17 protein-coding genes are annotated in these 26,942 nt (G+C 46.3%); 11 read left to right on the top strand and 6 right to left on the bottom strand.

The genetic code is table 11. The annotated features are described in order from the left end of the window. Positions 1-70 precede the first annotated feature (70 nt). Entirely contained in the window at positions 71-1,024 is a 954-nt protein-coding gene (locus NBH14_RS24170) for an NAD-dependent epimerase/dehydratase family protein (protein ID WP_186961827.1), read from the top strand. Between the two features lie 294 nt (positions 1,025-1,318). On the opposite strand, the gene NBH14_RS24165 is transcribed toward NBH14_RS24170, so the two are convergent. Beyond that, positions 1,319-2,647, bottom strand: a complete 1,329-nt coding sequence (locus NBH14_RS24165; protein ID WP_186961828.1) for a Na+/H+ antiporter NhaC family protein — start codon at positions 2,645-2,647, stop codon at positions 1,319-1,321. Continuing rightward, positions 2,625-5,216: a DUF5686 and carboxypeptidase-like regulatory domain-containing protein gene (locus tag NBH14_RS24160; protein ID WP_186961829.1), complete on the bottom strand. Its 2,592-nt coding sequence runs from the start codon at positions 5,214-5,216 to the stop codon at positions 2,625-2,627. The genes NBH14_RS24165 and NBH14_RS24160 overlap by 23 nt, the downstream gene beginning before the upstream one ends. Before the next feature lie 177 nt (positions 5,217-5,393). Here NBH14_RS24160 and NBH14_RS24155 point away from each other — a divergent pair, with 177 nt between their 5' ends. After that, positions 5,394-5,741: a type II toxin-antitoxin system RelE/ParE family toxin gene (locus NBH14_RS24155; protein ID WP_186961830.1), complete on the top strand. Its 348-nt coding sequence runs from the start codon at positions 5,394-5,396 to the stop codon at positions 5,739-5,741. A gap of 2 nt (positions 5,742-5,743) precedes the next feature. Next, positions 5,744-6,070 (top strand): helix-turn-helix domain-containing protein, encoded by a 327-nt coding sequence (locus NBH14_RS24150; RefSeq protein WP_186961831.1) that lies wholly within the window; start codon positions 5,744-5,746, stop codon positions 6,068-6,070. Positions 6,071-6,126: 56 nt separating this feature from the next. Here the strand turns inward: NBH14_RS24150 and NBH14_RS24145 are convergent, their stop codons facing one another. The 4 genes from NBH14_RS24145 to mfd all read right to left on the bottom strand — a co-directional run bounded on the left by NBH14_RS24145 (position 6,127) and on the right by mfd (position 13,266). After that, the gene (locus NBH14_RS24145) at positions 6,127-8,028 is read right to left on the bottom strand and encodes an AMP-dependent synthetase/ligase (protein ID WP_186961832.1); all 1,902 of its coding nucleotides are present in this window, start codon (positions 8,026-8,028) and stop codon (positions 6,127-6,129) included. 12 nt (positions 8,029-8,040) lie between these two features. Beyond that, positions 8,041-8,643 (bottom strand): hypothetical protein, encoded by a 603-nt coding sequence (locus NBH14_RS24140; RefSeq protein WP_007656141.1) that lies wholly within the window; start codon positions 8,641-8,643, stop codon positions 8,041-8,043. Next, positions 8,640-9,836 (bottom strand): AAA family ATPase, encoded by a 1,197-nt coding sequence (locus NBH14_RS24135; protein WP_186961833.1) that lies wholly within the window; start codon positions 9,834-9,836, stop codon positions 8,640-8,642. The genes NBH14_RS24140 and NBH14_RS24135 overlap by 4 nt, the downstream gene beginning before the upstream one ends. A 67-nt stretch (positions 9,837-9,903) precedes the next feature. Then, the gene (mfd, locus tag NBH14_RS24130) at positions 9,904-13,266 is read right to left on the bottom strand and encodes a transcription-repair coupling factor (RefSeq protein WP_186961834.1); all 3,363 of its coding nucleotides are present in this window, start codon (positions 13,264-13,266) and stop codon (positions 9,904-9,906) included. Positions 13,267-13,493: 227 nt separating this feature from the next. On the opposite strand from mfd, the gene NBH14_RS24125 reads away from it, so the two are divergent. The 8 genes from NBH14_RS24125 to NBH14_RS24090 all read left to right on the top strand — a co-directional run. After that, the gene (locus tag NBH14_RS24125) at positions 13,494-14,231 is read left to right on the top strand and encodes a polyprenol monophosphomannose synthase (protein ID WP_186961835.1); all 738 of its coding nucleotides are present in this window, start codon (positions 13,494-13,496) and stop codon (positions 14,229-14,231) included. Between the two features lie 267 nt (positions 14,232-14,498). Then, positions 14,499-17,279 carry a polysaccharide lyase family 8 super-sandwich domain-containing protein gene (locus NBH14_RS24120; protein ID WP_250817813.1) on the top strand — a complete coding sequence of 927 codons (2,781 nt, stop codon included), beginning with the start codon at positions 14,499-14,501 and terminating at the stop codon, positions 17,277-17,279. Positions 17,280-17,401: 122 nt separating this feature from the next. Then, a complete protein-coding gene (locus NBH14_RS24115; protein WP_186961836.1) occupies positions 17,402-20,557 on the top strand; it encodes a glycosyl hydrolase in 3,156 nt (1,051 codons plus the stop codon). Positions 20,558-20,623: 66 nt separating this feature from the next. Continuing rightward, positions 20,624-21,964 carry a dihydroorotase gene (locus NBH14_RS24110; protein ID WP_186961837.1) on the top strand — a complete coding sequence of 447 codons (1,341 nt, stop codon included), beginning with the start codon at positions 20,624-20,626 and terminating at the stop codon, positions 21,962-21,964. A 257-nt stretch (positions 21,965-22,221) separates the two neighbouring features. Continuing rightward, complete coding sequence (locus NBH14_RS24105) at positions 22,222-23,091, top strand: Rpn family recombination-promoting nuclease/putative transposase (RefSeq protein WP_186961838.1); 870 nt, start codon at positions 22,222-22,224, stop codon at positions 23,089-23,091. Positions 23,092-23,267: 176 nt separating this feature from the next. Continuing rightward, positions 23,268-24,506 carry a tyrosine-type recombinase/integrase gene (locus tag NBH14_RS24100; protein WP_186962055.1) on the top strand — a complete coding sequence of 413 codons (1,239 nt, stop codon included), beginning with the start codon at positions 23,268-23,270 and terminating at the stop codon, positions 24,504-24,506. 523 nt (positions 24,507-25,029) lie between these two features. Further along, positions 25,030-25,596 carry a DUF3575 domain-containing protein gene (locus NBH14_RS24095; protein WP_186962056.1) on the top strand — a complete coding sequence of 189 codons (567 nt, stop codon included), beginning with the start codon at positions 25,030-25,032 and terminating at the stop codon, positions 25,594-25,596. Positions 25,597-25,609: 13 nt separating this feature from the next. Beyond that, positions 25,610-26,942: DUF3868 domain-containing protein (locus NBH14_RS24090; RefSeq protein ID WP_250817811.1), on the top strand; the 1,333-nt coding region annotated here is incomplete at its 3' end.

Here is a 26,942-nt window from a genome sequence, read left to right as displayed (position 1 = left end):
ATCGTGCGGGAACAATTTTATTCTCTATACCTTTGCCGCAGAAAAAACTTAAAAGAACAATAAAAACGCAATGAAGAATGTATTAATTATCGGTTCTACCGGTCAGATCGGCTCAGAGTTAACCATGGAGTTGAGAAAACGTTACGATGGCGACATCGTAGCAGGTTATATATCCGGAGCAGAACCCAAAGGTGAACTATTGGAATCAGGACCTTCTGCACTTGTTGACATAACAAATGAACAGCAGATCGCCGAGACAGTGTCTAAATATAAGATTGACACAATCTATAATCTGGCTGCATTGTTGTCTGCCGTAGCTGAAGCAAAGCCTCAGTTAGCCTGGAAGATCGGTATGGGTGGATTATTCAACGTACTGGAAGTAGCACGTGAAATGAAATGTGCCGTATTTACTCCGAGTTCTATCGGTGTATTCGGTAACAACACTCCGAAAGACAAGACTCCGCAGGATACGATCCGTAACCCGCGTACGATGTATGGTGTGACTAAAGTTTCCGGTGAGTTGTTGAGCGACTATTATAACATCCGTTTCGGTGTGGATACACGTTCGGTTCGCTTCCCGGGATTGATTTCTTACGTAACTCCTCCGGGTGGTGGTACAACTGACTATGCAGTGGATATTTATTATTCAGCCGTAAAGGGTGAGAAGTTTGAATGTCCGATCGCTGCCGGTACATTTATGGATATGATGTATATGCCGGATGCATTGCATGCTGCTATCCAGATTATGGAAGCTGATCCTACGCGTCTGCAACACCGCAACTCATTCAATATTGCTTCTATGAGTTTCGATCCGGAAATTATTGCAAACAATATCCGTAAATATATTCCTGAATTACAGATGGAATATAAAGTCGATCCGTTACGCCAGGCAATCGCCGAATCATGGCCTAACTCGCTGGACGATACTTGTGCCCGTGAAGAGTGGGATTGGAAACCGACTTACGATCTGGATACAATGACCCGCGATATGATCGCTAAACTGAAAGAACGTTTCGGTAAATAACAAATATAAGAGGTTTGTTGATGGGAGGGGATATCCGGTTTAGGGTGTCCCCTTTATTTTTGAGTAGGGTGAGTAAGAAAGTTTCCTGTAAAGGATGCTTCATTTTATATGTTTTAGAGCATGTTTTGGCTAAATAATGTTAATGCGAGGTGTTTTTCTTGCAAATATTATGCTGAATAACATAAAACCCCTATATTTGCACTGTGTTTTTCATGGTATTAGATTTAAGGTTAACAATGAAGATTGGCTGTTCGTGAGAATAGCCTTTTTTTTGTTTATATGTGTCTGGATTTGCTATTTCGTAGAAACCATGTTACTGTATTTTTTCGGGTATCCTGAGAGGATTGCCAGTAAAGCGCCGAATCCCAATAAATAAGGATAGTATAGGTACTGCATAATCTCGAGAGGGGAGACCTGGCCTAATCCTGAAGCCATTAGCAACTGTGCCCCGTAGGGGATGATTCCCTGAATGAAACAAGAGAAAATATCCAGAATACTTGCGCTGCGGCGCGGGTCGACTTTGAAACGGTCTGCAATATCTTTTGCGATCGGTCCCGCCATGATCAGGGCAATCGTATTGTTTGCCGTACAGAGATTGGCAAAGCTGACCAATGCGGCGATACTCATTTCCGCTCCTTTGGAGGAATGGATACGGGAAGTCAGTTTGAGGATGATCCAGTCGATACCTCCATTGTAACGAATCATTTCCAACATGCCTCCTGCCAGTAAAGTGACGATAATCAGTTCACCCATATTGGTTATACCGAGTCCCATCGAAGCTGTCCAGCCCCATATGTCGAAACCTCCCGTCAGTAATCCGACAATGCCGGAGAGCAGGATACCGATAAATAAGACCAGCATTACATTGACTCCGCAAATGGCGGCGACAAGGACTACCAGGTAAGGGATCACCTTTGTCCATTCGATCGCTCCGGCTGTGTAATTGCTGTCGATACCGCTTCCAACCAATACATATATAATACCTGTAATAATAGCGATGGGGAGAGCGATACGGATGTTCACTTTAAACTTATCATTCATGTTACATCCCTGTGTTCGGGTGGCAACGATCGTGGTGTCGGATATAAAAGACAGATTGTCGCCGAACATGGCCCCGCTTACAACCACTCCGAGCATCAGGGCATCGGGCATTCCCGTCTTATCGGCAATACCTACTGCTACAGGGGCGAGGGCTACGATTGTACCAACGGAAGTCCCGACTGAAATAGATATAAAACAGGCAGCCAGGAATATACCGGCAGCCAACAGGTTTCCGGGCAGGATCGACATCGCCAGATTGACGGTCGCATCTACGGCCCCCATCGCTTTGGCTGTCTGGGCAAACGCCCCGGCGAGAATAAAGATCAGTACCATCAGCATGATATTGCTGTTGGCAGCTCCGCGGCAGAACTGTTCGATACGGTTGGATAATTTCCCTCCCTTGGATATGGCGATAGCAACGACAGATGATATAACAAACGCTACGGTGATAGGCATCTTATAAAAATCGCCTGCCAATATGGATACGACCAAGTAGGTGAGCAGGAATACCAGTAAAGGTATGAGTGCCCAGGCATTAGGCGCATGATTTAAAGGAGAGTTAGAAGGAGAATCGCAACGCAATACGCACCCCTCCTTTCTTTATATTCGGTTCATCCAGATAGGTAAGCCGTCGGTAATAATCTATACGGAGAATCTTGAAGATGTTTTCCAGACCGACGCTTGCTTCCATATAGGGTGTTTTGCCCAAAGGACGTGTTCCGTCGGGTAGGAGGAACAGATTCGGTGTCAAGGCCGGATTGTTCTTATCCGTCAGTCCTCCGTAGATACCGTTGAAAGAGATTACTTCGCGTAACCTTAGCCATTTGATACCTGGGATACGGTTTAATATCCAACCTTTTAAATAATAAGTTGCATTGAATGAAACATATTGGTCTGTCACAAACTCCAAGGCATTCATCATGTGGAATGCTTCCGGCTGGATAGTAATAGACTGGTTGGTATTCGGAAGGATCAGCAACGGGAAAGGTACTTTGTTCCATACTTTTCCGGCTTTCAACTGCGTATCGATATGCCCGAACGAGGATAACCAGATACGTTTTTCCGCACTGACTTCCGTATGATTGTAGTTATATTCTCCACCCAGTACCCCTTTGAGACCCAACTGATGTGACAGCTTGAAGATAGGAGCATCCTTCGACAGGTTGAAGACCGATTCTTTTCCGGAGCGTCCGTCGTAAGAGCGTTCACCGGGAGCGAAACGGAGTTGTGTTCCGATTTCAGAGGTTGTAATATCCTTTTTTTGAATCAATGTGCCGTCTGCTTCTTTCTCGATATATTTGAGCGTTCCGGCAGCCTGGTTATTCTGGTTATATACCCATGACCTCCACGTAAGGCCGTTCAGCCATTCCTTTTCGTACTGGAACATGGATTTGCGGATATACTGCATTTTAGTTACAGGTTCACCTACTTTCCAGGCAACAAAGATGTTATCCTTGCTGGTGAAAAGGAAATCCTGTCCGGGGGTATATACGTCATATTCCTGGATAAAGGATAAATTATTGACCGGGCTTTCTCCTTCGTGGTATAGTTTTTTATTGAAGCTATGTGTCAGTTTTACGTTGTATTTCAGCTTACGGTCGTTTGTTCCGTAGGCGAGATATCCGCTGGCGAACCAGTAAGGATTCAAGTTGGCTGTCGTCATACCGCCGATACGTAAACGGACACCTTCCAGACTGTTACCGCTGATTGTCGTGTTCATCGGACCGAAGTCGAATTTGGTGGATTTCTTATCGCCGGCTGTCGGGATATATCCGGATATAAGTATTTCTGCTGTTTTGATAATTACATTGAATGCCGGGACTTTCCGGAGTTGGGCCAGCAGGTCGTCCAAGGCATTTTCTTTTTCTTTCAGAGGCACATGCCGGTTGTTTATCCAGAAGGTATCAGGCTGTTCGATTGCCACAGGTAATGTATGGAGTGAACCCAACAGGTTGAATACGGAGTCTGCTTTCGCCTGTTCTATGTTGAAATTGTATTTGTCGTAATTCCTGAGTTGGTGCGCATAGAGCTGCTGGGCACCTTTTACCAGGTAGAAATTGACATAGGTGTTTTCGTTCTTTACCACCCAGGTGCTGTCCGGCATCCGTTCGAATTCCTGTTCGATGCGGAGTTTGTCCACCCAGTTCAGGTTGATATTGGCGGGGGTGTTCAGCAGGAATTTTTTTAAGGCATAATTACCGTCAAGAGTGATGTATAACCTTCCGGTAAAACCGTAACTCTGGCTGTTGACCGGGACGAAAGCCAGGTCGACACATTTATCGCCTCCTATATCGAGGGTATCCATGATATAGTATTTATAATAGCTGGTAGCCAGGGTGGAGGACAAGGGGCTGACGAAACGGTTCAACAGGATATTGATATTATTATCGAAGATGTTGATGCCCTGAAATATCTCTTCCAGGTTGGAGGTGATGCCCCCGCCGTCATCCAGAGTCTGGTCGACGCCTTGCATACGTTTACCTTTGACAATCGTTTTTTCTGTTTTCGGATGTTTCCGGTAGTATCTATCTGCAATTGTTTCACGAACGGAAAGGGTCAGGATAGGTTTGCCGTTAAATTCGGAACTGTCCAGGTAGTTCTTGATGAATTTGAATTTCTTCATGAACTTGTTTTTCTCGAAATCCGGGTTGAAGTCGTCCAGGGAGAGAGATAATTTTTCGTATACCTCGGTTTGATATTCGTCCTTGGCTTCGATACGGTTGTCGTTCTTATGTTCGATTACTTTCTTAATCAGTTCGACGGCCGGATTGTCTTTACGGGAATATTTTTCTCTTTTAGGTTTGACGATGACTTCGGATATTTCGAAGGCGGTAGGGCGGAGGTCAATGGTAAGCCCGTCGTTCTTCTGTCCGGTTTTCAGGTCCAGTATTTTAGTGTCGTATCCTAGTGATGCGACAGCCAGCTTGTTATAACCTTTATCGTTCTGTAAGGCGAAAGCCCCGTTGTCGTCGGTCATTGCTCCAATGGTTGAACCGTCAAAATAGACGGAAACAAAAGCCAAAGGTTCTCCGGTTATTGAATCCTTTACGATACCGGATGCAGAGGTCATGCTTTGTGCATATAAAACGGAAATACCGGTCGCTGCCTGCAACAGAACCAACAGTACTATTAAGTGAATTCTTTTTACCATGAAACTAACGTTATTCCTTCTCGGATAATGCAGTTGGCAAAGGTAAGCTTTTTCCCGGTAGGAGCTGAGTCAGTCTTATTAATAATATTTAATCAAGGAGGATGAAAATAAAGGGGGAATAGTTGGGCGAGTTAATTAATTAGTTAACTTTGTGGGGGAATATAAAAAATCTTGACTATGAAATATAAACGAAATCTTATCCTGTATAAGGATTATTTTAATGACTTCTATAGTGCATTGTCATCAGAAGTTGCAAAGAAAACAGACTATGTTTTGCAGATAATAATGACGGAAGATAGAATTCCAATCAAATATTTCAGGCATATAGAAGGAATAAAGGACCTGTATGAAATACGAATAGAGAATGCAGGGAATATCTATTGTATTTTCTGTTGTTTGGATGAAGGGCAAATTGTCGTTTTATTCAACGGTTTTCAAAAGAAGACGCAAAGGACTCCGTTGAGACAAATTAAGCAGGCCCGGAAAATAATGAATGAGTATTTTAAGGAAAAGAAAGGTGAATAATTATGGAAGAGAGATATTTGTCTGAAGAGAAAAAACAGGAGATTAAAAACTGTCGTACTTTTAGTGAACTGCTGGATGTGAAATATGGTCCTGCAGGAACTCCCGAACGTGATCAGTTTGAAGAGGAAGCTGAAGCTTTCTTACTTGCCGAACGTCTGAAAGAGGAACGTCTGAAAGCCGGTCTTACTCAGGAACAATTGGCTGAAAGAATCGGCACAAAGAAAAGCTATATTTCCAGGATAGAGAATGGGAAATGTGATGTACGTTTACCGACTCTATACAAGATATTTCGCGGATTAGGAAAGCAGATAAGTATAACTGTCTTGTAAAATAAAAAAAATAAGGGTTTCGATCGAAAGATGTCGGAACCCTTATTTTTATTGAGTTAGATTGATTTGGTGTTCTTCGCATTTACCGGATTCTTCCCTTCCGGTGTATATAAATGATCGATGCGGGAAGCGTATGCTTTCTCTACTTTTCCACGGACGATTTTCATTGTGCTGTTAACCATGCCGTTTTGTTCGGTGAACGGTTCGGGCAAGACGGCAAATGTGGTGGGTAGCCAGCGATCGGGGAACATAGATGACAAGTCGCCCCCTTTACGGAAACGGTCGATCTGTTTCTGGATGATACGGATGGCTTCTTCTTTCCCTTGTTCTGTGCTCAGGTCGAGTTGCTGGTGCGCCAGATGTCTTTTCAAATGATCTTTGTTCGGGACAAGGAGTGCAACCGTATAAGGATTCTGGTTGTTGTAAAGCAACAGTTGGTCGATGCAGGAAGAATGTTCAACCAATGCTTCTTCGATACCTTCCGGACTGTATTTTTCGCCATCGCTACCGATCAGCAGGCTTTTGAAACGGCCTAATACATATAATAAGCCATCTTTGCCCATATATCCCATATCCCCGGTGTAAAGCCAGCCGTCTTTAATGGTTTCAGTCGTAGAGACCGGATTTTTCCAGTATCCGGCCATGACATTTTCTCCACGGATAACAATTTCGCCTTTTTCTCCGAGGGGAAGTTCTTTGCCTTCCTGGTCGCATATTTTCAGGTCAAGCGGTTGAACCAGTATACCGCTGCTTCCAAACCTGTGGTGGCGCGGGCCGTTGGTCGAGATGACAGGGGTTGCTTCGCTAAGCCCGTATCCCTGGTACATCGGCAGGCCGATGGCATAATAGAACTTTTGTAAATCCTTGTCCAGCAGGGCACCGCCACCGATGAAGAATTTCAGTTCGCCGCCAAAGTTCTCACGGACCTTAGAAAAGATGATACTATCGAACAGGCTTACAACCGGCTTCAGCAGGAACCGCCATCCCCGGCCTTTGTCATCGCCGCCATCCCCGTTATAGGTATATGCTACGTTCAGCCCCATGTGGAACAGACGGTTGACCATGTTACCCTGCGCCCGGATGCCTTGTTCGATATTCTTTTTGAAGTTCTTGGCAAGGGCCGGGACACTCAATATTAAGTACGGCTTAAATTCCTTGATGTTTACAGGGATATTCTTTAACGTCTCCATACCGGTTCTTCCCACCTGTACGGTAGCTACCGAAGCTCCTTTATACATAAATATATAGAAGCCTACCACATGGGCAAAGCAATGGTCGAGCGGAAGGATAACCAGCGTGCGCCAGGTATCGTCGATATCTACGCAAGTAAGTGATTGCTCCACGTTAGCCGTGTAATTGCGATGAGTGAGGATAACGCCTTTCGGGTCGGCGGTTGTTCCGGAGGTGTAAGTGATTGTGGCATAATCATCGTTGGTAAGCGATTGGCCGATTGCCAGAAACTCTTCCAACGGGTGCGCACTGAGATATTCTTTCCCCATTTCTATTACTTTAGAGAGGGGAATTTCTTTTTCCTGATATTCCTTTTGGTCGTCGAAGACGATGATTTGTTGAAGCAACGGCAGTTTATCGACGATAGAACGTATTTTCTTCAACTGGTTGCCGGATACCATAATATATTTTACATCGGCATGTGTCAGACGGAACAACAGGTCGTTTGCCTCTTCCAGTTTGATAGAGAGGGGGACGTTGGTAGCTCCGGCGTAGAACATCGCCAGTTCGCCGATGATCCAGGCGTTGCGGCCTTCACTGAGCAGGGCCATGTTGTCGCCTTTCATTACTCCCAGGGCAACCAGTCCGGCGCCCAGCGTGTAAACCTGTTCCCTAACCTGTGTGTAGGTGGTAGGCTCAAATTTGTTTGTTGTCTTTTCCCATAAGAACGGGTTGTCGGGATATTGTTTCACCGAGTTTTCAAAAAGGTCTACCAATGTTCTTTTCATGACATCTTCATTTTATCCAATTAGCTTTATATTGTCGGAACTGATAATCTCCGCGTTGTTTGTGCCTCTTATAATAATGCCATAGTCCAGATAAAAATCGTTTATGGCATCGATACTGAATATCGTACTATTGAATGCAGATAGTAAATTGGGAAATGAAACGATAGCGTATACTTCTTTTTCCTGAGGTAAAATGCATTTATCTTTAAAGAATTGAACGGTCTGCTTTATTTGCTCAATCATATTATTCGGATAATCGTTTTCTTTCCTGAAAGCAGCGATCTCGTTTTCTGCATATTTCATTTCTACAAAAAGAACCCAATCTGTATCTTTATAATTATCGGGGTAAATAACACATTCGCATTGACGGGCCTTTTTCTTTTTGCTGTATTGTAATGCGTTTTCGCCGAATGCATCCACAAGAATGGACATGGCCGAATCATTCCTTAAGCAAACAGAGTGGATTAGTTTTCCTGTATTCGGGTTAACCGGAACACGATCATGTACTTTCAGATTTTCGCTCGTGAACTTTTTCCAATCAACGATATGGATGCTTGTATATGAACATGGATAAACCTGATGTTGTTGTATAGAATCATTTATCCGTGTTTTCATTTTGTTCTTTTGATATACTTGAGCATTGCATAATATTCATCCATTACTTCATTCATTATTGTGTTGAAATAATGATCTCCGATTGTATTCAGTCTGCTATTCTTAATATCTACTAACTTACCATCTTTTATTTCCCATGCGGATACCAGCGACGGATCTATCCATGATTGTCGGCTAGCCAGACTTTCCTGTTCCGTTTTCGGCATTGTCTCTTTTACCTGAAAACCTAACATGCAGTTATTCAAGGCGTAAAGGATGTAGGGGCTATGGGTGGTGAGAATTAATGAGTCGTCTTCACGTTGCTGAACACTGCTGATGAGATTGTATAGTATATCTCGTTGGGTAGACGGAAATAGATTAAGTTCCGGTTCCTCAATAAAGAATCCGGTACCTGCTGTTGCGATATATGGAATAATATATGGCTCTAGTTCTGTAAATTGTATGCCGCCATCCTGCTTACTTAAAGTACTTATCAAAATATTTAGAAATCTGGAATCCCTCTCCTTAGAAGCTATACTTCTTGGTTCTTCATTTGTATATATCCACTCTGCAAAATAGGATCGCAATACGACTAAAGGGATCATAGATTGTAAACCACTGGATGCATCCATTAGTTGAATAACGGTACCGTCCTGATTTTGAATATAATCCATATCGCTCTTTTCGTCATAGTAATAGTCTATCTCTAAAAAGGGCAGATGAATATGTTTCTCAGGAGTGAATATTTTGCGGGCTTTGTTCCAGTCTGCCATAAAATTCCTTATGTTGTTGTTGGGCAGGCTGACTTCTTTCCAGTCGGAAATCATCGAAACAATATTTCTTTCGGCAGGAATATATGACAGTTTTATCCTTTTATATCCAAACTGGTTCTTCCAATTTATGACAGGTTCTTTATCTTTATATATATATTTCAAATTAATTGTTTCTGAATGATATTCTATTTCTGAAGTTTCCTTAAAATAGCCGGTGAGTTTGTGGAAACGAGCTAATTCTTCAATAAATACACCTTCTTTGAGGAAGTAATCAAAAGATTGATCTAATGATATTTTCTTTTCCACCCAAGAACAGTAACATGCAATTTTATTGATAGTACTTTTCCCCGAACTCTGGGGGCCCATGATTACATTGACTTTGTTTAGTTCAATGTCTGCATATTTTATCGGACCTATATTTTTAATTCTTAAATGTGGCATATTATATTCTTATATTAATTCTCGCAAATGTAAAGAAATATATTTGAACCGAGTTGCTTACAATGGTTTATTCGTGAGAAGTCTTTGTCTTCTCTATTTCTTCAAGCAGCATGCAGGCGGTTTCTACTGTACGGACATTTTTTATTACGATACTGCGCTTACCGTTCTGGTCCCGGAGATTACATTCGCGGGGATGTTTTTGTATAAAGGCCAGCAATTTGTCGAAAGCCTCGCTCTGATAGTATGGGCTTTCGGAGTTGGATATGAGGATGATGTTCATCTGCCCCTTCTTTAATACCACTTTTTCCATTCCCAGCTTCTTGGCCATACGGCGGAGGCGGACGATACGGATCAGTTCTTTTCCTTCCTTCGGAATTTTGCCGAAGCGGTCTTTCAGACGTTCCGTGAAGGCCAGAATATCGCGTTCTTCTTCCATCTTATCCAGTTCACGGTAGAGGGAAACACGTTCCGAATCGTTGGGAATATAGGTTGGCGGGAACATCAGTTCGAGGTCGCTTTCGATATACGTTTCGCGAACGTATTCGCTGCCGGAATCTCGTTTGCCGTCATCGGAATCGGCATACAGGTCGGCAAACTCATCGCTTTTCAGTTCATCGACAGCTTCTTCCAGGATTTTCTGATAGGTTTCGTAGCCGAGGTCGGCGATGAAACCACTTTGCTCGGCACCCAACATGTTACCGGCGCCACGGATATCCAAGTCTTGCATGGCGATATGAATTCCGCTTCCCAGTTCGGAGAAGTTTTCGATCGCTTGCAAACGGCGGCGTGCCTCCTGCGTAAGTGAGGAGAGGGGCGGCGAGAGTAGATAACAGAAGGCCTTGCGGTTGCTTCGTCCTACACGTCCGCGCAACTGGTGCAGGTCGGACAGACCGAATTGTTGTGCGTTATTGATGATGATGGTATTGGCATTCGGTACATCGATACCGCTTTCCACAATGCTGGTGGCGATCAGTACATCATATTCATAGTTTACGAAGTCGAGAATGATCTTCTCCAGTTTGTCCGGTTCCATCTGGCCGTGTCCTACGGCTATGCGGGCGTCTGGCACTTCCCTGCGTACCAGATGTTCTATTTCGTAGATGTTCTGAACACGGTTATTGATGAAGAAAACCTGTCCGTTACGGCTCATCTCGAAATTAATCGCTTCACGGATAATATCGGGGTTGAAACGCTCCACTTCCGTCTGTACCGGATACCGGTTGGGCGGGGGAGTGGTGATGCTGCTCAGGTCGCGGGCACCCATCAACGAGAACTGCAAAGTTCGGGGGATCGGTGTCGCTGTCATTGTCAGCGTATCCACATTCACTTTCATCTGACGAAGTTTTTCCTTAACGGATACGCCGAACTTTTGCTCTTCATCGATGATAAGCAATCCCAGGTCTTTGAACTTGACATCTTTGCTGACAATACGATGCGTGCCGATCAGGATGTTCACCTGACCGTCGGCGACATCCATCAGTGTCCTTTTGATCTGTGCCGTAGTCCTTGCCCGGCTGATATAATCGATCCGGCAGGGGAAATCTTTCAAACGCTCTGAAAAAGTCTGGAAATGCTGGAAAGCAAGAACTGTTGTAGGAACCAGTACGGCTACCTGCTTGTTATCGGAAACAGCCTTGAAGGCAGCGCGGATCGCTACCTCTGTCTTGCCGAAACCTACGTCACCACAGATCAGGCGATCCATCGGACGTAAACTTTCCATGTCTTCTTTTACTTCGCTTGTCGCTTTCATCTGGTCAGGCGTGTCTTCATAAATGAAGCTTGCTTCCAGTTCGTGCTGCATGAAGCTGTCCGGCGAGTAGGAGAAACCTGTCTCCTGTTTGCGTTGGGAGTAAAGAAGGATCAGGTCGCGGGCAATGTCCTTGACCTTCTTCTTTGTCTTTTCCTTCATCTTCTCCCAGGCACCGGTTCCCAGCTTGTTCAGTTTGGGCGGTTCACCGCTGTCTTTTCCTTTATATTTGGATAGCTTATGCAGGGAATGTATGCTGACGAAGATGATGTCGTTGTTTTGGTAGATCAGTTTGATAGCTTCCTGTATCTTGCCGTTTACTTCGGTGCGTACCAGGCCGCCGAACTGCCCGACGCCATGGTCGATATGCACGATATAGTCGCCGGTCGTGAACTGGTTCAGTTCTTTCAGTGACAACGTGAGTTTTCCGCTGCGGGCCTTTTCGCTTTTCAGGTTGAACTTGTGGAAACGGTCGAACAGCTGATGATCCGTAAAGAGACAGATACGCAGCGCGTCATCGGTAAATCCTTCATGGATGGTCTTGTTGACCGAAGTGAAAGGGATATTTTCTCCCCGATCCTCGAAGATCGCCCGGATACGGGTTGCCTGTTTTTCGACGTCACTCAATATATATAATGTATAGCCACTCTCCAGATAGTTACGGAAAGAGTCGCTCACCATATCGAAATTCTTATGGTAAATAGGCTGTGTCTGTGTACTGAATGTAAGGGTGGCATCCGCTACTCCTGCCGGGCGTGTACCGAAATGTATCCGGCGGAAGTTGAGGGCTGCCCGGAGGAAATCTTCTCCAGTCACCAGTCTGGCACGCATTCGGCTGATGTCGGCAAACGATTCTTCGTCACCGACAACCGGCTCTTCGTTCCACAGGCTGCCGATGCGTTCCTTCGTCCATGCCAGGTCTCTGGCCGCCAGGATTGTTTGTGCAGGCAGTGAATCCAGCAGCAGGGTGTTGGTACGGTCGCTTTTATTCATTTCCGGCACGATATAGATACTCTCCAGTTTCTCTTTGGAAAGCTGGGTTTCCACATCGAATGTACGGATTGTCTCCACTTCCTTTCCGAAGAAGTCGATACGGTAGGGAAATTCGTAGGAGAAAGAGAATACGTCCAGGATACTGCCGCGCAGGGCATATTGCCCCGGTTCGTAGACATAGTCCACCTGTTCGAATCCATATTCTTCGAGCACGTCGGACACGAACATATTATCCAGCTTCTCGCCGACACTGATCTTCAGAGTGTTCTTTTTCAGGTCGTCGCGCGATATGACCTTTTCAGCCAGTGCATCAGGATAGGAAACGATCACGAAGGGTGCTTCGGGGTCCTGGAGGACACTGAGCACTTCGGTCCGTAGTATTTCATTTGCCGGGTCGATATGTCCGTATTTGATGGCACGGCGGTAAGCGGACGGGAAAAAGTAAATCTCATTGCTTCCGGTCAGCTGCATTAGGTCGTGATAGAAGTAGCCGGCTTCTTCCTGGTCGTTGAGTATGCACACATAGTTGCCCCTTCTTTTTAAAAAAAGAGAAGCGATTGTCATTGCTGCGCCCGAACCGTTCAACCCTTTCAGGAAAATGTTATTTGACGTATTACCGTTCAAAAGGGTATCCAATGCGGAAACTTGCGGGTGGGCGGCGAATATTTTAAGTAATTCTTGTACCTCCATTAAAATTGTTGTCTGTTGACAAGTAACAAATGACAGCAACAAATGTTACTGAAATGTTTGGCAAAGGTAGCTTTTTTGTTCAAAATAATATAGAGTAATAAGTTTAAATCAACTAAAATATGTACCTTCGCATTCGGGTTGATAACCGATTGCCGACAGTTCTGCGGGATAGTTGCAGTAAATCTGTCAACTGTCACTTGTCAACTGTCAATTAATAAAAGAAGTATATGTCAGACAGTATTGTTATTATTCCGACCTACAACGAGAAAGAGAATATTGAGAATATTATCCGTGCGGTATTTGGGTTGGAAAAGGAGTTTCATATTTTGATTATAGATGATGGCTCGCCTGATGGAACAGCGGATATTGTAAAGCGATTACAGAGTGAATTTCCTGAACGTCTTTTCATGGTAGAAAGGAAAGGCAAGTTAGGGTTGGGAACTGCCTACATTTGCGGTTTCAAATGGGCGATCGAACATAAGTACGACTTTGTCTTTGAAATGGATGCCGATTTCAGTCATAATCCGAATGATCTTCCGAAGTTATATGCCGCCTGCACGGAGCAGGGGGGAGATGTGGCTATCGGTTCGCGTTACAGCAATGGCGTGAATGTGGTAAACTGGCCGCTGGGACGTGTATTGATGTCGTACTACGCATCTGTCTATGTCCGTTTCGTTACCGGGATGAAGGTACAGGATACGACTGCCGGTTTCAAATGCTACCGTCGCGAGGTGCTTGAGACGATCGATCTCGATCATATTCATTTCAAAGGATATGCTTTCCAGATAGAGATGAAGTTTACGGCGTATAAATGTGGTTTCAAACTGGTGGAAGTGCCTATTATCTTTATCAACCGCGTATTGGGAACATCCAAGATGAACTCTTCCATATTCGGGGAAGCATTGTTCGGCGTGCTTAAACTGAAGTGGTGGAGTTTGTTCCGCAAGTATCCGCAGAAGAAATAAAGGGGATAGTTGGTGTTATCCGCTTCTTATTTATCAGGACATTAAAGGTAGTTTTATTTATAGGGCATGTAATTCCGGTTACATGCCTGTTTTTTTGTTGCCTGCCTGATCGCAATCTCTACCGCATAAACAAAGCAATCTCCCGGGTGTATTGAATTAGGTCACTGGTAATAGAAGACGGATTCGTTACAATTTTTTTTCGCCATTATTATACTTGTCAGGATTAATTATGGTAAATTTGTTGCTTTCAGTACTAAATTCAATATCATGAAGCTTCTTACAAACACATTCTTGTTAGCCGCATTCTTGTTTTTACCCGTGCGCGTGTTCTCGCAAACACAGCAGGACGAACTGGAGCAGATCCGTCAGAACTATATCGGGACCTTGATCAGTTCCAATGATGAATCGGATTTACTCAACCGTATATTGTCCGGTATCCCGCCTGAGACGGAAATGTCTGACCAGGTCGTTGTGGAACTGCATCAACGGTATCCTTTCAATATGGAGAAGATCAAAGGATATATGGAGAGTATAAGTGAAGACGGTTCCTGGCCGGATATCAACTATACAGATACCAAACGCTCCGGATGGGATGCCAAGAAGCATGCCGACCGTATACTGGAGCTGGCAAAACTCTATCATGCCGAAGGACCTTCGTGCACCTGGTCGCCCCGTTTCTCTACGGTTATTCATCAGGCGCTCGGTTATTGGTTCCGCACGAAACCTGTTTGCAAGAACTGGTGGTATAACGAGATCGGTATCCCGAAAACGTTCGGACCGGCTTTCCTGCTGCTCCGTATGCAGATGACACCCGACGAACTCAAAGAAGCAGTGAAAGTAATGGATAACGCCCGTTTCGGTATGACGGGGCAGAATAAAGTCTGGCTGGCAGGAAACGTACTTGTCAAAGGCTTGCTGACAGACGATTATGCCTTGGTAAAGGCTGCCCGCGATACAATCATCTCTGAAATAACCACCGGACGTGAGGAAGGTATTAAAAGCGACTGGAGCTTCCACCAGCACGGGCCGCAACAGCAGTTCGGCAACTACGGGCTGGCTTATCTCGGTGAGATGAGTTTCTATTCGGGATTGTTTGCCGGGACTTCCTTTGCATTGAATGCCGAACAGCAATCTATCCTGAATAATTTATTAACGGAAGGCTATCGCTGGATTATCTGGCGCGGCTATATGGATGTGAATGCCCTCGACCGGCAATTGTTCCATAATGCCCCTATTCATAAAGCGCTGGCGATAGGATATGCTGCCAGCTCACTGAAGAAGGGCAGCACACCGGCCGATGTGCAGAAGATGGATGATTTCCTGAATGACAATTTCCCTCCCCAACCTGCGCAGGGGACAGCCTTTTCCGGACAGAAACATTTCTGGGATTCAGACCAGACTATCCATCGCGCACCGGGGTGGATGGCCTCTGTCAAGATGGCTTCCAAGCGGGTGATCGGTACTGAGTTAGTAAATGAAGATAACCTGAAAGGCTTTTATATGGGTGACGGTGCTACTTATATATACCGTAACGGCGATGAATATCTGAATGTGTTCCCGTTCTGGGATTGGCGCAAGGTCCCGGGTATTACTTCGTATGAAAGCGATGCGCCTATCCCTTCTCCCCGTACTTACGGGGCGCATGTCCGTAATGAAACGACTTTTGTCGGTGGTGTAACGGATGGCAGTACAGGCATGACCGCCATGATCCTGAACCGTGACGGAGCACACGCCCGCAAGTCGTGGGTTATCACGGATGATTTTGTGTTATGCCTCGGGGCAGGAATTCAGACCGACAGTACGCTGAACCTGGCGACATCGATCGACCAGCGTATGAAGCAGGGGGAGCTGGCTTATTGGGAAAATAACCGTTGGAATCCTGTCAACGGAACCGTTACGATCACCGGGAAGGCACCGCGTTTCTATCATGATAGTACCGGTTATATCCTGATGCAACCTGAAAACAGTGTGGCGATCTCAGAAAAACGTTCCGGCCGTTGGTCCGACTTTATGGGTTCATATATACCGCAAACGGTGGAAGGGGAGGTGGTCTCTTTATATATCCGCCATCCGAAAGAGGTACCCGCCACTTACCAATACCTGATACTGCCCGCCTCTTCGGCGGACCGTACGGCCACTTTCCGTACGGATGATATCCGGGTGCTTCGCAATGACGAGGCCATGCAGGCCGTAGCAGCCGGTAACCGTTTCTATGTCGCCGCATATCAGGAAGGAACCATCCGCCTGTCGGATGATATAACACTGGCGGTACAGACACCGGGTATCTATATGCTTTCTCCGGGAAACGGGAAACTCCGTATAGAGGCAAGCGATCCGACACATACACAATCGTCCTTGTCTTTAACGATCAATGACTACGATTTGAAGATAATGGTTCCTGCCAACCAGGCTCCCGGTCAGTCTGTTTCCGTTACCCCGGTTATCAGCGCGCCGTTGGTAAAGTCGATTTCCGTAGATGGCAAAAAAGACGACTGGCAGCAGATACCTGTTGCCGTGTCGGGCCTGATCGCTCCCTGGAACGGGGCTGCTAAAGACCGGACCCGGTTCTCTGTCTGCCACGACAAAAAGAACTTCTATTTCCTGTATGAAGTAGCCGATACTACCATTATATATAATAATGAAAAGACCGAGGCTTCGGTTGGGAGCAGTGACCGTATTGAGTTTTTCTTCAGTAAAGACCCGGCTATGAGCGATTATTATTGTGCGGAGATCGATCCGTGCGGAAAGGTCATGGACTATCATGCAAAGTTCTATCGCCAGTTCGATTTCGACTGGAACTTTAAAGGGCTGAAACTGGGAACACATACCGGCAAAGACACCTATATCGTGGAAGGCTCCATCCCCTTGAAGAGCCTGGAAGAAATGGGTGTGATCTCACCGGACGGCGAGATACGTTTCGGTGTATACCGTGCCGATTATTACGGGTCGCAAGAGGAACAGGTGATCTGGTCGTCCTGGATCATCCCCGATGCCGCCAATCCGGACTTCCATATACCGTCTTCTTTAGGAGTATTGAAATTGAGGTAAGAGGTGGTTCGGAATTTATCAGAATTGAGAAGTATATTGTCATTATTGTAAGTAATAGAGGAGAATATAAACAGTATTTTTGCTTGCATGTAAGATCAATGTAATAGCTTAATTCATGTATTATGGCGAAAATAACACACTTATTCTCTTTATGTATTCTTGTTTGTTTAGGTCTTTTGTCATGTAATAAGACAGAGACGTCTGCAAATCATCCATCCTTTGCCAGTATCGAGCAAGGCTTCCGTTCAATACCCGATAGTGTACAGACCGGTGTTTATTGGTACTGGATTTCTGATAATATATCGAAAGAAGGGGTGGAACGTGACCTGGAAGCCATGAAAGTGGCTGGTATTAATCGTGCGTTTATTGGGAATATCGGTATCGATGGCATCCCTTACGGCGATCATAAACTGCTGAGTTCCGAATGGTGGGAAGTGCTGCATGCCGCTTTGAAGAAAGCCACGGAACTGAATATAGAAATCGGAATATTCAACAGTCCGGGATGGAGCCAGTCCGGCGGTCCGTGGGTGAAAAGCTCGCAGGCTATGCGTTATCTGGCCTCTTCAGATACGATTGTCGCCGGACCGGGACGTATGCAACTGACGCTGCCTTCCGTTGGAAAAGATGAACAGGACGTCTGCGTTATTGCCTATCCGGCATCTGATAAGCCGGTGGCGGAAAAAAGCTGGACGATAAATAAGAAGTCAGGGCAATCGTCCTCTTCCGTTCTGGTCTTTGATAAGGAAGCAACTGTCCGCACACTGATCTACCGGGTAAATACACCTTTTAAAACGACCGCCAAGTTGTGGGTGAAAAAAGGAGGAAAAGAAGAATTGCTGAGACAATTCGTGATCGACCGTAGTAACCCGGCATTGAATGTAGGCTTTGTTCCTTATGCGCCGGTCGTTATTTCCCTTCCGGAGACTTCCGCTTCACAGTTCCGCCTGGAAATGTCTGAAGAAGGAGAGGCTGCCGGAAATGTAACTTTTACATCTTCTCCCATGATGGAACGCTACCCGGAGAAATCGCTGGCTAAGATGTTCCAGACCCCGCTCCCTATGTGGGATGACTATCTCTGGGAAAAGCAGCCTGCCGTTAGTGATGCCTCTCTGATGGTTTCGCCGGATGCGATAAAGAACGTGACTGAATTTTCAAAGAACGGTGTGTTGGATTGGGAAGTGCCCGAAGGTAAGTGGGTGATCCGCCGGATGGCGATGTTGCCGACAGGTGTAACCAACTCGCCGGCTGCTCCCGAAGCTACAGGACCTGAGATCGATAAGATGAGCAAGAAACATGTTGCTTTCCATTTTGATGCCTTTATCGGTGATATACTGAAACGTATTCCGGAGGCAGACCGTAAAACATTTAAGGTGGTTGTCCAGGATAGCTATGAAACCGGAGGACAGAACTGGACCGACGATATGATCAGCGTATTTAAGGAACGTTACGGATATGACCCCGTTCCGTATCTTCCGGTTCTGGAAGGTACAGTGGTCGGCAATCCTGATATTTCAGACCGCTTCCTGTGGGATTTGCGCCGTTTGATAGCCGACCGTGTTTCTTACGATTATGTAGGTGGCTTGCGTGATGTTTGTCATCAGCACGGATTGACGACCTGGCTGGAAAATTACGGTCATTGGGGATTCCCCGGCGAGTTCCTGCAATATGGCGGCCAGTCCGACGAGATAGCCGGCGAGTTCTGGAGCGAAGGTTCCCTGGGGGATATCGAAAACAGGGCGGCTTCTTCCTGCGGGCATATTTATGGCAAGAGACGTGTCTGGGCCGAGTCGTTTACAAGCGGCGGACCTGCTTTCGGTCGCTATCCGTATCAGATGAAGCAGCGTGGGGATCGTTTCTTTACGGAAGGAATAAACAGTTCTTTACTGCATGTATATATCCACCAGCCGTTTGAAGATCGCGAACCGGGACTGGATGCCTGGTTCGGTAATGAATTTAACCGGAAGAATACCTGGTTCAGCCAGATGGATGTCTTTACCGGCTATCTGAAAAGATGTAACTTCATGTTGCAACGCGGCGATTATGTGGCAGATGTGGCCTACTTTATCGGCGAGGATGCTCCGAAGATGACCGGTATCTGTACGCCTGAACTTCCTGCCGGCTATTCCTTCGATTATATTAATGGGGAAGTTTTGTTGCAGCGGGCATCGGTGGAAGACGGCCGGATTGTTTTGCCTAGCGGAATGAAATATCGTTTGCTGGTATTACCCCAACTGGAAACCATGCGTCCGGAAATTTTGCAGAAGATAAAGGAGCTGTTACAGGCTGGTGCCTGTGTGATAGGGCCTGCTCCGAAATATTCTCCGAGCCTGAGTGATTATCCGGCTGCCGACCGGAAAGTGCAGGCACTGGCTTCCGAGCTTTGGGGCGACCAGACAGAATCCGTACGGACAATAGGTAAAGGCCGTCTGTTTATGCCGGCGACTTCCCTGCAACCGGTGTTGGAAGCCTTGAACGTAAAACCGGATATGCGTGTTAATTCCGGTACGCCTGTTTTGTTTATCCACCGTGCTACGGATGAAGGTGATATTTATTTTATCTCGAATCAAAGTGAAAACCCGGTTGATATAAACCCGTCTTTCCGTGTAGCCGGAAAATTACCGGAACTGTGGAATCCGCTGACAGCAGAGATACGCCTTTTGCCGGAGTTCACTTGTGCCGACGGAGTAACCACCGTACCGGTTCGTCTCGAAGGCTTTGAAAGCTCCTTTATTATCTTCCGTAAAAAAGGCACGCCGTCGAAAACAACTGCCCGGAATTATCCGGTCAAAGAGGTTCTGGCAACCGTTAGCTCTCCCTGGCAAGTCGATTTTGAAAAGGGGAAAAGAGGACCGGAAGAAGCTGTAACCTTCCCGGCATTGCAGGACTGGACAGAAAGTACAGACCCGTCCATCCGCTATTTCTCAGGAAAAGCAATCTATACCAACCGGATCACTTTGGATGAACTGCCTCAGAAGGCGCTTTATCTGGATCTGGGCAAGGTGATGGTCATGGCAAAAGTAAAGATCAACGGGCAGTATGTTGGCGGCGTATGGACAACCCCTTACCGCCTGCCGGTTGGAGACTTTCTACGTAAAGGGGAGAACCTGATCGAAGTGGAAGTCGTGAATAACTGGAGGAACCGCCTGATCGGTGACGCTTCGTTGCCTGAAAAGGAACGCGGCACCTGGACAAACGTGAATCCCTGGAATGCAGATTCGCCTTTGCAATCGTCCGGTTTGATCGGACCGGTGGAAATACAGGCCTATTCTTACGAATAACCGCTCCTGCCTGCGTTGTTTTTGAATAGAATCATGTACATTTGTAACAAATAAAATACAAGGTATATGAATAAGATTCTGATAAAAAACGCTCGCATTGTGAATGAAGGCTGTATGTTTAAAGGCTCGGTCCTTATTGATGGAGATAAAATAGCAGAGGTGTTCGAGGAAGTAGTTCCCGAAACCGCCTCCAATGTACAAGTTATCGATGCAGAAGGAAAGCTCCTGTTACCGGGAGCAATCGACGATCAGGTACATTTCCGTGAACCGGGCCTGACACATAAAGGAGACATCGCTAGTGAAAGCCGTGCGGCCGTAGCTGGCGGTGTCACCTCTTTTATGGATATGCCGAATACCAAGCCTCAGACTACCACGATAGCCGATTTGGAATGGAAGTTGCAGCGCGGGGCGGAAACATCTGCCGCCAACTACTCTTTTTTCTTCGGCGGAACGAATGATAATATGGACGAGATCCGTAAGCTGGACCGTAGCCGTGTGCCGGGGTTGAAGCTGTTTCTCGGTTCTTCCACAGGCAACATGTTGGTGGATAAGAAGGAAAGCCTGGAACGTATCTTTGGTGAAGCGGATATGCTGATCGCCATCCATGCGGAAAAGGAAGAAGTGATCAAACGCAATATCGCTTATTATACAGGGTTGTACGGCGAAGATCTCGACATCTCTTTTCATAGCAAGATCAGAAGCGAGGAAGCATGTTATGCCTCTTCATCCGAAGCTGTCGAACTGGCTACCCGCCTGAATTCACGTTTGCATATCCTGCATTTGTCTACTGCCAAAGAACTGACATTGCTGAGTAATGAGATTCCTTTGAGCGAGAAGAAGATCACCGGCGAGGTGTGTGTGCATCACCTTTGGTTCCATGACGGCGATTACGCTAAGTTCGGTAACCGAATCAAATGGAATCCGTCTATCAAGACGTTGGAAGACCGTATCGCTTTGCGCAATGCCGTTAACGATAATACGATAGATATCGTAGCGACCGACCATGCTCCGCATTTGTTATCAGAGAAAGAGGGCAGTTGTTTGAAAGCGGCTTCGGGTGGTCCGTTGATTCAGCATTCGCTGGTTGCTATGCTGGAGATGGTGGCAGAAGGTTGCTTCACGTATGAAAAAGTGGTGGAAAAGATGGCGCATATGTCGGCAGACCTGTTCCATATCGACCGGCGCGGTTATATCCGTCCGGGTTATTATGCCGACCTGGTCCTTGTCGATCCGGAGAAGAGCTGGACGGTGGCTCCCGAAAATATAGTATATAAATGCGGATGGGCACCTTTTGAAGGGACTACCTTCCATCATAGTGTCAGCCAGACTTTTGTCAACGGGCAGTTGGTGTATGACAATGGCGTCATAAACGACGAAGTCCGGGGGATGGAAGTACGGTATATATAGATTTTTTGATGCGGGTATTCCTTAATGTCTCACTATGGCACACAGATGACACAGATTAAACAGATGAAGACAGATTTATATTTCTGAAAGCAATTCTTATTTGTGTAGATCTGTTTAATTTGCGTGCCATTTACGTACTTTAGAAGTAATACACCGGATTGTCCAAAAAAAGTCTTATCCGAATGCTTGCCGATTGAAATAATCCCTATATTTGCGGTACCTCTTGCTATTTGGGAGGCAACCAAAATTTGTTAGTTATGGGAAAATTTATCAATCCCTTTACCGACTTCGGTTTTCACCGTATATTCGGTCAGGAAGTGCACAAAGAGTTATTAATTGATTTTCTGAATGAGTTGTTGAAAGGTGAACGTCATATCATTGACATCACTTTTCAGAATCCTATCCTGCAACCGGAAACCATAGAGGACCGGGGAGTGATATTCGACATTCATTGCAGGGATGACAAAGGAGGCTTGTTCGTGGTCGAAATGCAAAACGGGGCCCAACCCTATTTCTACGACCGTGGTATTTATTACTTGTCACGGGCAATCAGTAATCAAGGAGAAAAGGGGAAAGACTGGAAGTTCGGTTTATGTCCGGTGTACGGCATATTTCTGTTAAACTATAAGATGGGGATAAACTCCAAGTTCCGCACAGATGTTATACTGGCAGACCGTGATACGGGGCGTATGTTTAGCGACAAGATTCGCCAGGTCTATCTGGAGTTGCCCTGGTTTACGAAAGAAGCGGATGATTGTGAAACAGATTTTGAACGTTGGTTATATTTATTAAAGCATATGGATACATTAGAAAGAATGCCTTTTAAGGCACGAAAAGCCGTCTTCGACAAATTGCTCGAAGTGGCGGATGTGGCTAATCTGAGCAAGGATGAACGTGTCCTGTATGATGAAGCCCTGAAACGCTATCGCGATTATAAGAATACGATAGACTATGCGGAAGAGAAAGGATTGGAGAAAGGACTGGAAAAAGGAATCAGAATAGGTGAGGCTAAAGGTAAAGCAGAAGAACAGCGCCTTATTGCTGCCAATTTTAAAAAGCAGGGAATTAATATTGAAACGATAGCCCAATGTACTGGGTTGTCAGCGGAAGAGATAGAAGGATTGTAAATCACTTATATTTATATTATATGGAATTAGCCAAGTATCCGGTCATCCGGATTACTTGGTTGATTTTTATTGGGGGCATAAAGCTCAATCCATTCTTATTCATTTTATAAGTTCGCCCTATGAACAACCCAGAACCAGTTCCATTTTGTTATATTAGGTAACAAAATGAAACCAGTATGTATAACGTATCAGTAAAAGTAAAAAGGCGTAAGTCGATAGAGGCGGGGAAGCAGATGCCGCTCTATGTGCAGATTATTTATCGCCGTGAGGTCCGGAAGATGGCTTTGCCGTACCAACTATCCGAAGAAGAGTGGGACGGGGCCAGGGAGGAAATCAATATCCCGGGTGAAAGCACTTCCGAACGGTCAAAAGAATTGTATGCCATCCGTGAGCAGTTTTCCCGCGATTGCCGGACAGTCCGGTCTGTGATCTATTTGAAGGAGAAAAAGGGTTCCTTTACTCCGGATGAAATAGTGGAGGCGTGTAAGGAACGTTTTGCGGTGGCCAACCTGACAAAGTATGTGGAGAAACAGATCTGTGTGCTGCAAGGGGAGGGCAAGGATGAAACGGCCCGGCATTACCAGAGTACCTTGAATGCCTTTATGCTTTTCCGGGGTGGCTGCGAACTCAGGCTGGACGAGATCGACGCGCCGCTTCTGAAAGAGTTTGAGACTTATCTGTTCAGCTCCGGAGTTTGTGCCAATACCGTTTCTTTCTATCTCCGCGTGCTCCGGGCTATCCATAACCGGGCGGTAAGGGATAACCTGGTCGAACCCAGCCCGCTGCTTTTCAGTAACGTCCATACCAGTATCGAAAAGACCCGCAAACGTGCGGTGCAGGAAAATGTGATCCTGGGTCTTGTCGCTCTGCAACTTCTGTCGCCTGCGTTGCAGCTGGCACGCGACCTGTTCCTGTTTTCCTATTATGCCCGTGGAATGGCTTTTGTTGATCTTGCCCATCTGACGCAAAAGAATATCGTGGGGGATAAGATCGTCTATATCCGGCGCAAGACCGGGCAGGAGTTGCAGATACGCCTGCTTCCTGAAATGAGGAAACTGATTGCCCGTTACCAATATGTATCCGGTCCTTTCCTGTTTCCAGTCCTTACGGGTTCCCGCCCGGACTATATCGGCTATCAGAGTGCGCTGCGTGTTCAGAACAAGCGTTTGAAGAAGCTGGGGAAGATGGTCGGAGCCGACCTTTCGACCTATATTGCTCGTCATACCTGGGCCAGCGTTGCCGCGCAGAAAGGGATACCGGAAGAACTCATCTCACAGGGCATGGGACATGAGTCTGTTAAAACGACCCGTATCTATATGGCGTTCCTGGATACCTCGCAGGTGGATCGTGCCAATGAAATCGTGATACATAAGAAGAATTGTAAATCAAAGCCTGTTTATAAAGCTGTATTGTGAGGTGTGTTCTGTCTCTTAGGAAGAGACGGGCCGTCGGTGACAGTCAGTGTTAAAACTTGGCAAATGTACTAACTCTTTTTTATACTTGCACCATTTAGTACGGTGTTTTTCCACATGACTAGCCTTAATATTCATGTATTTACTGAATATTGTTACATCTTTTAAGAAAGAAGGCCTGTGATTCATGCCTCTCTCGGGTCTCTTTATGTCTGTCTTTCTGCTTCTGTTCCTGTCTGTTACCTATTGATTATCTGTTGTTTACGTTTTGTTTTCCTGCTGTTTTTCTCTTTCCCGGCAGGGATGCTAAATGATATAACTTGAAAAACAAGCACTTTTCAACTGTTCCCGTATCATATCATCCTTTTTTGTTTTCCGGATGTTGCCCCGGGGCATTCCGCTCTTGCTGGATGATAGTATAAAGCAGTCTGAAATCCCTGATTCTTGTGCCTTTTGTTTACCCCTGTTCCGTCTCTTCCTAAGAGACAGAACCCCACTGATAGTTACCAAATCTAGTATTAATATAATGTATAGGGTTCTTTACTTATCGCTGCTGTATACCGGTTGTTTGTTGCTAACGACAAATATGTATGGACAACAAACCGCATTGAAAACGAATCTCCTGTTCTGGGCGACCACGACCCCGAATGCCGGAGTGGAGATTGGGATGGGACGTCAATTCACCATGGATATCTGGGGTGCCTATAACGCCTGGAAGTTTCCGGATGATATGCGTCTGAACCTGTACCTGATACAGCCGGAAGTCCGCTTCTGGCCGTGCCGCAAGTTTGAAGGGCATTTTTTCGGGGTGCACGGTCATTACGGGTATTTCAATATCGGCATGATCCCGTTTATTTCCGGTCTGAAAGACCATGTGCTGAGAGGTGACCTTTACGGCGGCGGCGTAACCTATGGCTACCACTGGGCGGTCGGCAACCGTTGGGGATTGGAGGCGATGATCGGCGGCGGTTATGTTTCGATGAAATACACCAAATATAAATGTGCCGAATGCGCGGAGGCATCCGGCTCTTACAGCCGTAGTTATTTCGGTCCGACACGTATCGGTTTTTCAGTCATCTATTTTCTACGCTAAAACAACTTGTCCGATGAAACATACCTTCTTCTATAATATATATGTATGGGCCGTTTGCCTGGTTCTTTTTGCGTTGCCTGCCGGCGCGCAGCATATCCGTGTCGTGCCGCAGCAGGTCTCTGTGCGTAACGACAGCCTGCAACTCCAGTTCGATATGGACCTGGAGGCAGTGAATGTGTCTGCAAGCACAGCCGTAATTTTTACCCCTCAATTGCTTGGACCGTCCAAACAACTTCTCTCTTTGCCCCCTGTCATTATCAGCGGAGGTCTCCGTGAGCGTCAGGACCGCCGCGAACGGTACCTGTCTGCCGGCAAAGAATCTTCCGCCCCTTATCTGCGCATCCGCGATACCCGGCATACGAGATCAAAGAAAGTAACTTACCGGATGTCCGTCCCTTACACCTCCTGGATGCAGCAGGCTTCTTTATTACTCTGCCAGGAGGTGAAAGATTGCTGTGGCCTTCAACTGCTGGGAGTGGATACGCTGGTACGTAAACTCAGCTTAAACCATGTGCCGCAACCGGTTGGTGAGGCTCCCGTTCCCGTGCCTGACACGGGATCGCAGAAGAAGCCCCCTCTTTCCCGGGCGAATATGATAAAAAATACGAAGGATCGGGCCGTTGCCCCTGCGATCCCGCATCGAGTGCGGGAACGGGTCGCCGATGTGACCGCTTACGAGTCGATGGTATCCTATCTGCGTCCTGAAACCGGTCGGTCCGGCAAACGCCATACCGAGAGTGCCGTGCTCTATTTCGATTACCCGATCGGCAAGGACGATATTTATCCTGATTATAAAAACAACCGTGAAGAGATCGATAAGATCGACCGTATCATGGTGCCTTTGCAGGATAAGCGCTTTACCTCGGTGGAGCGTATCCGTATCTGCGGTTATTCTTCCCCCGACGGCCCTTACGGCGACAATGAACGGCTGGCAAAAGCGCGTTCGGGGCTTTTTGCCTATTACCTGCGGAATGCATACGGCATTCCCCGCGACCTGGTGGAAGTCTCTTCGGTGGCAGAGGACTGGGAAGGACTGTCCGATCTTATGAGGCGGGAAAAACCTTCGTGGCAGGATGCCGTGCTCCGGGTGATCCGCCGTTACGGCATTTTCAACGGGCGTGAAAAGCAATTGATGGATTTAGAGGGCGGTACGCCCTACAGGGAGATGATGCGCCATTACTTTCCGAAGCTGCGGCGCATAGAGGTTGTCGTGCAATACGATATCCGCAAAGTGGAGGGCGACGAAGCGGCAGAACTGATCTATACGCATCCTGACCTGCTGAGCCTGGAGGAGATATATGCCGTGGCACGCTATTACCGTCCCGGGACGGATCAATACCGTGAAG

Source organism: Parabacteroides caecihominis (assembly GCF_023656785.1).
Lineage (GTDB): Bacteria > Bacteroidota > Bacteroidia > Bacteroidales > Tannerellaceae > Parabacteroides > Parabacteroides segnis.
Note: the sequence above shows the minus strand (reverse complement) of the source record. Positions and strands in the feature narration are given on the sequence as shown.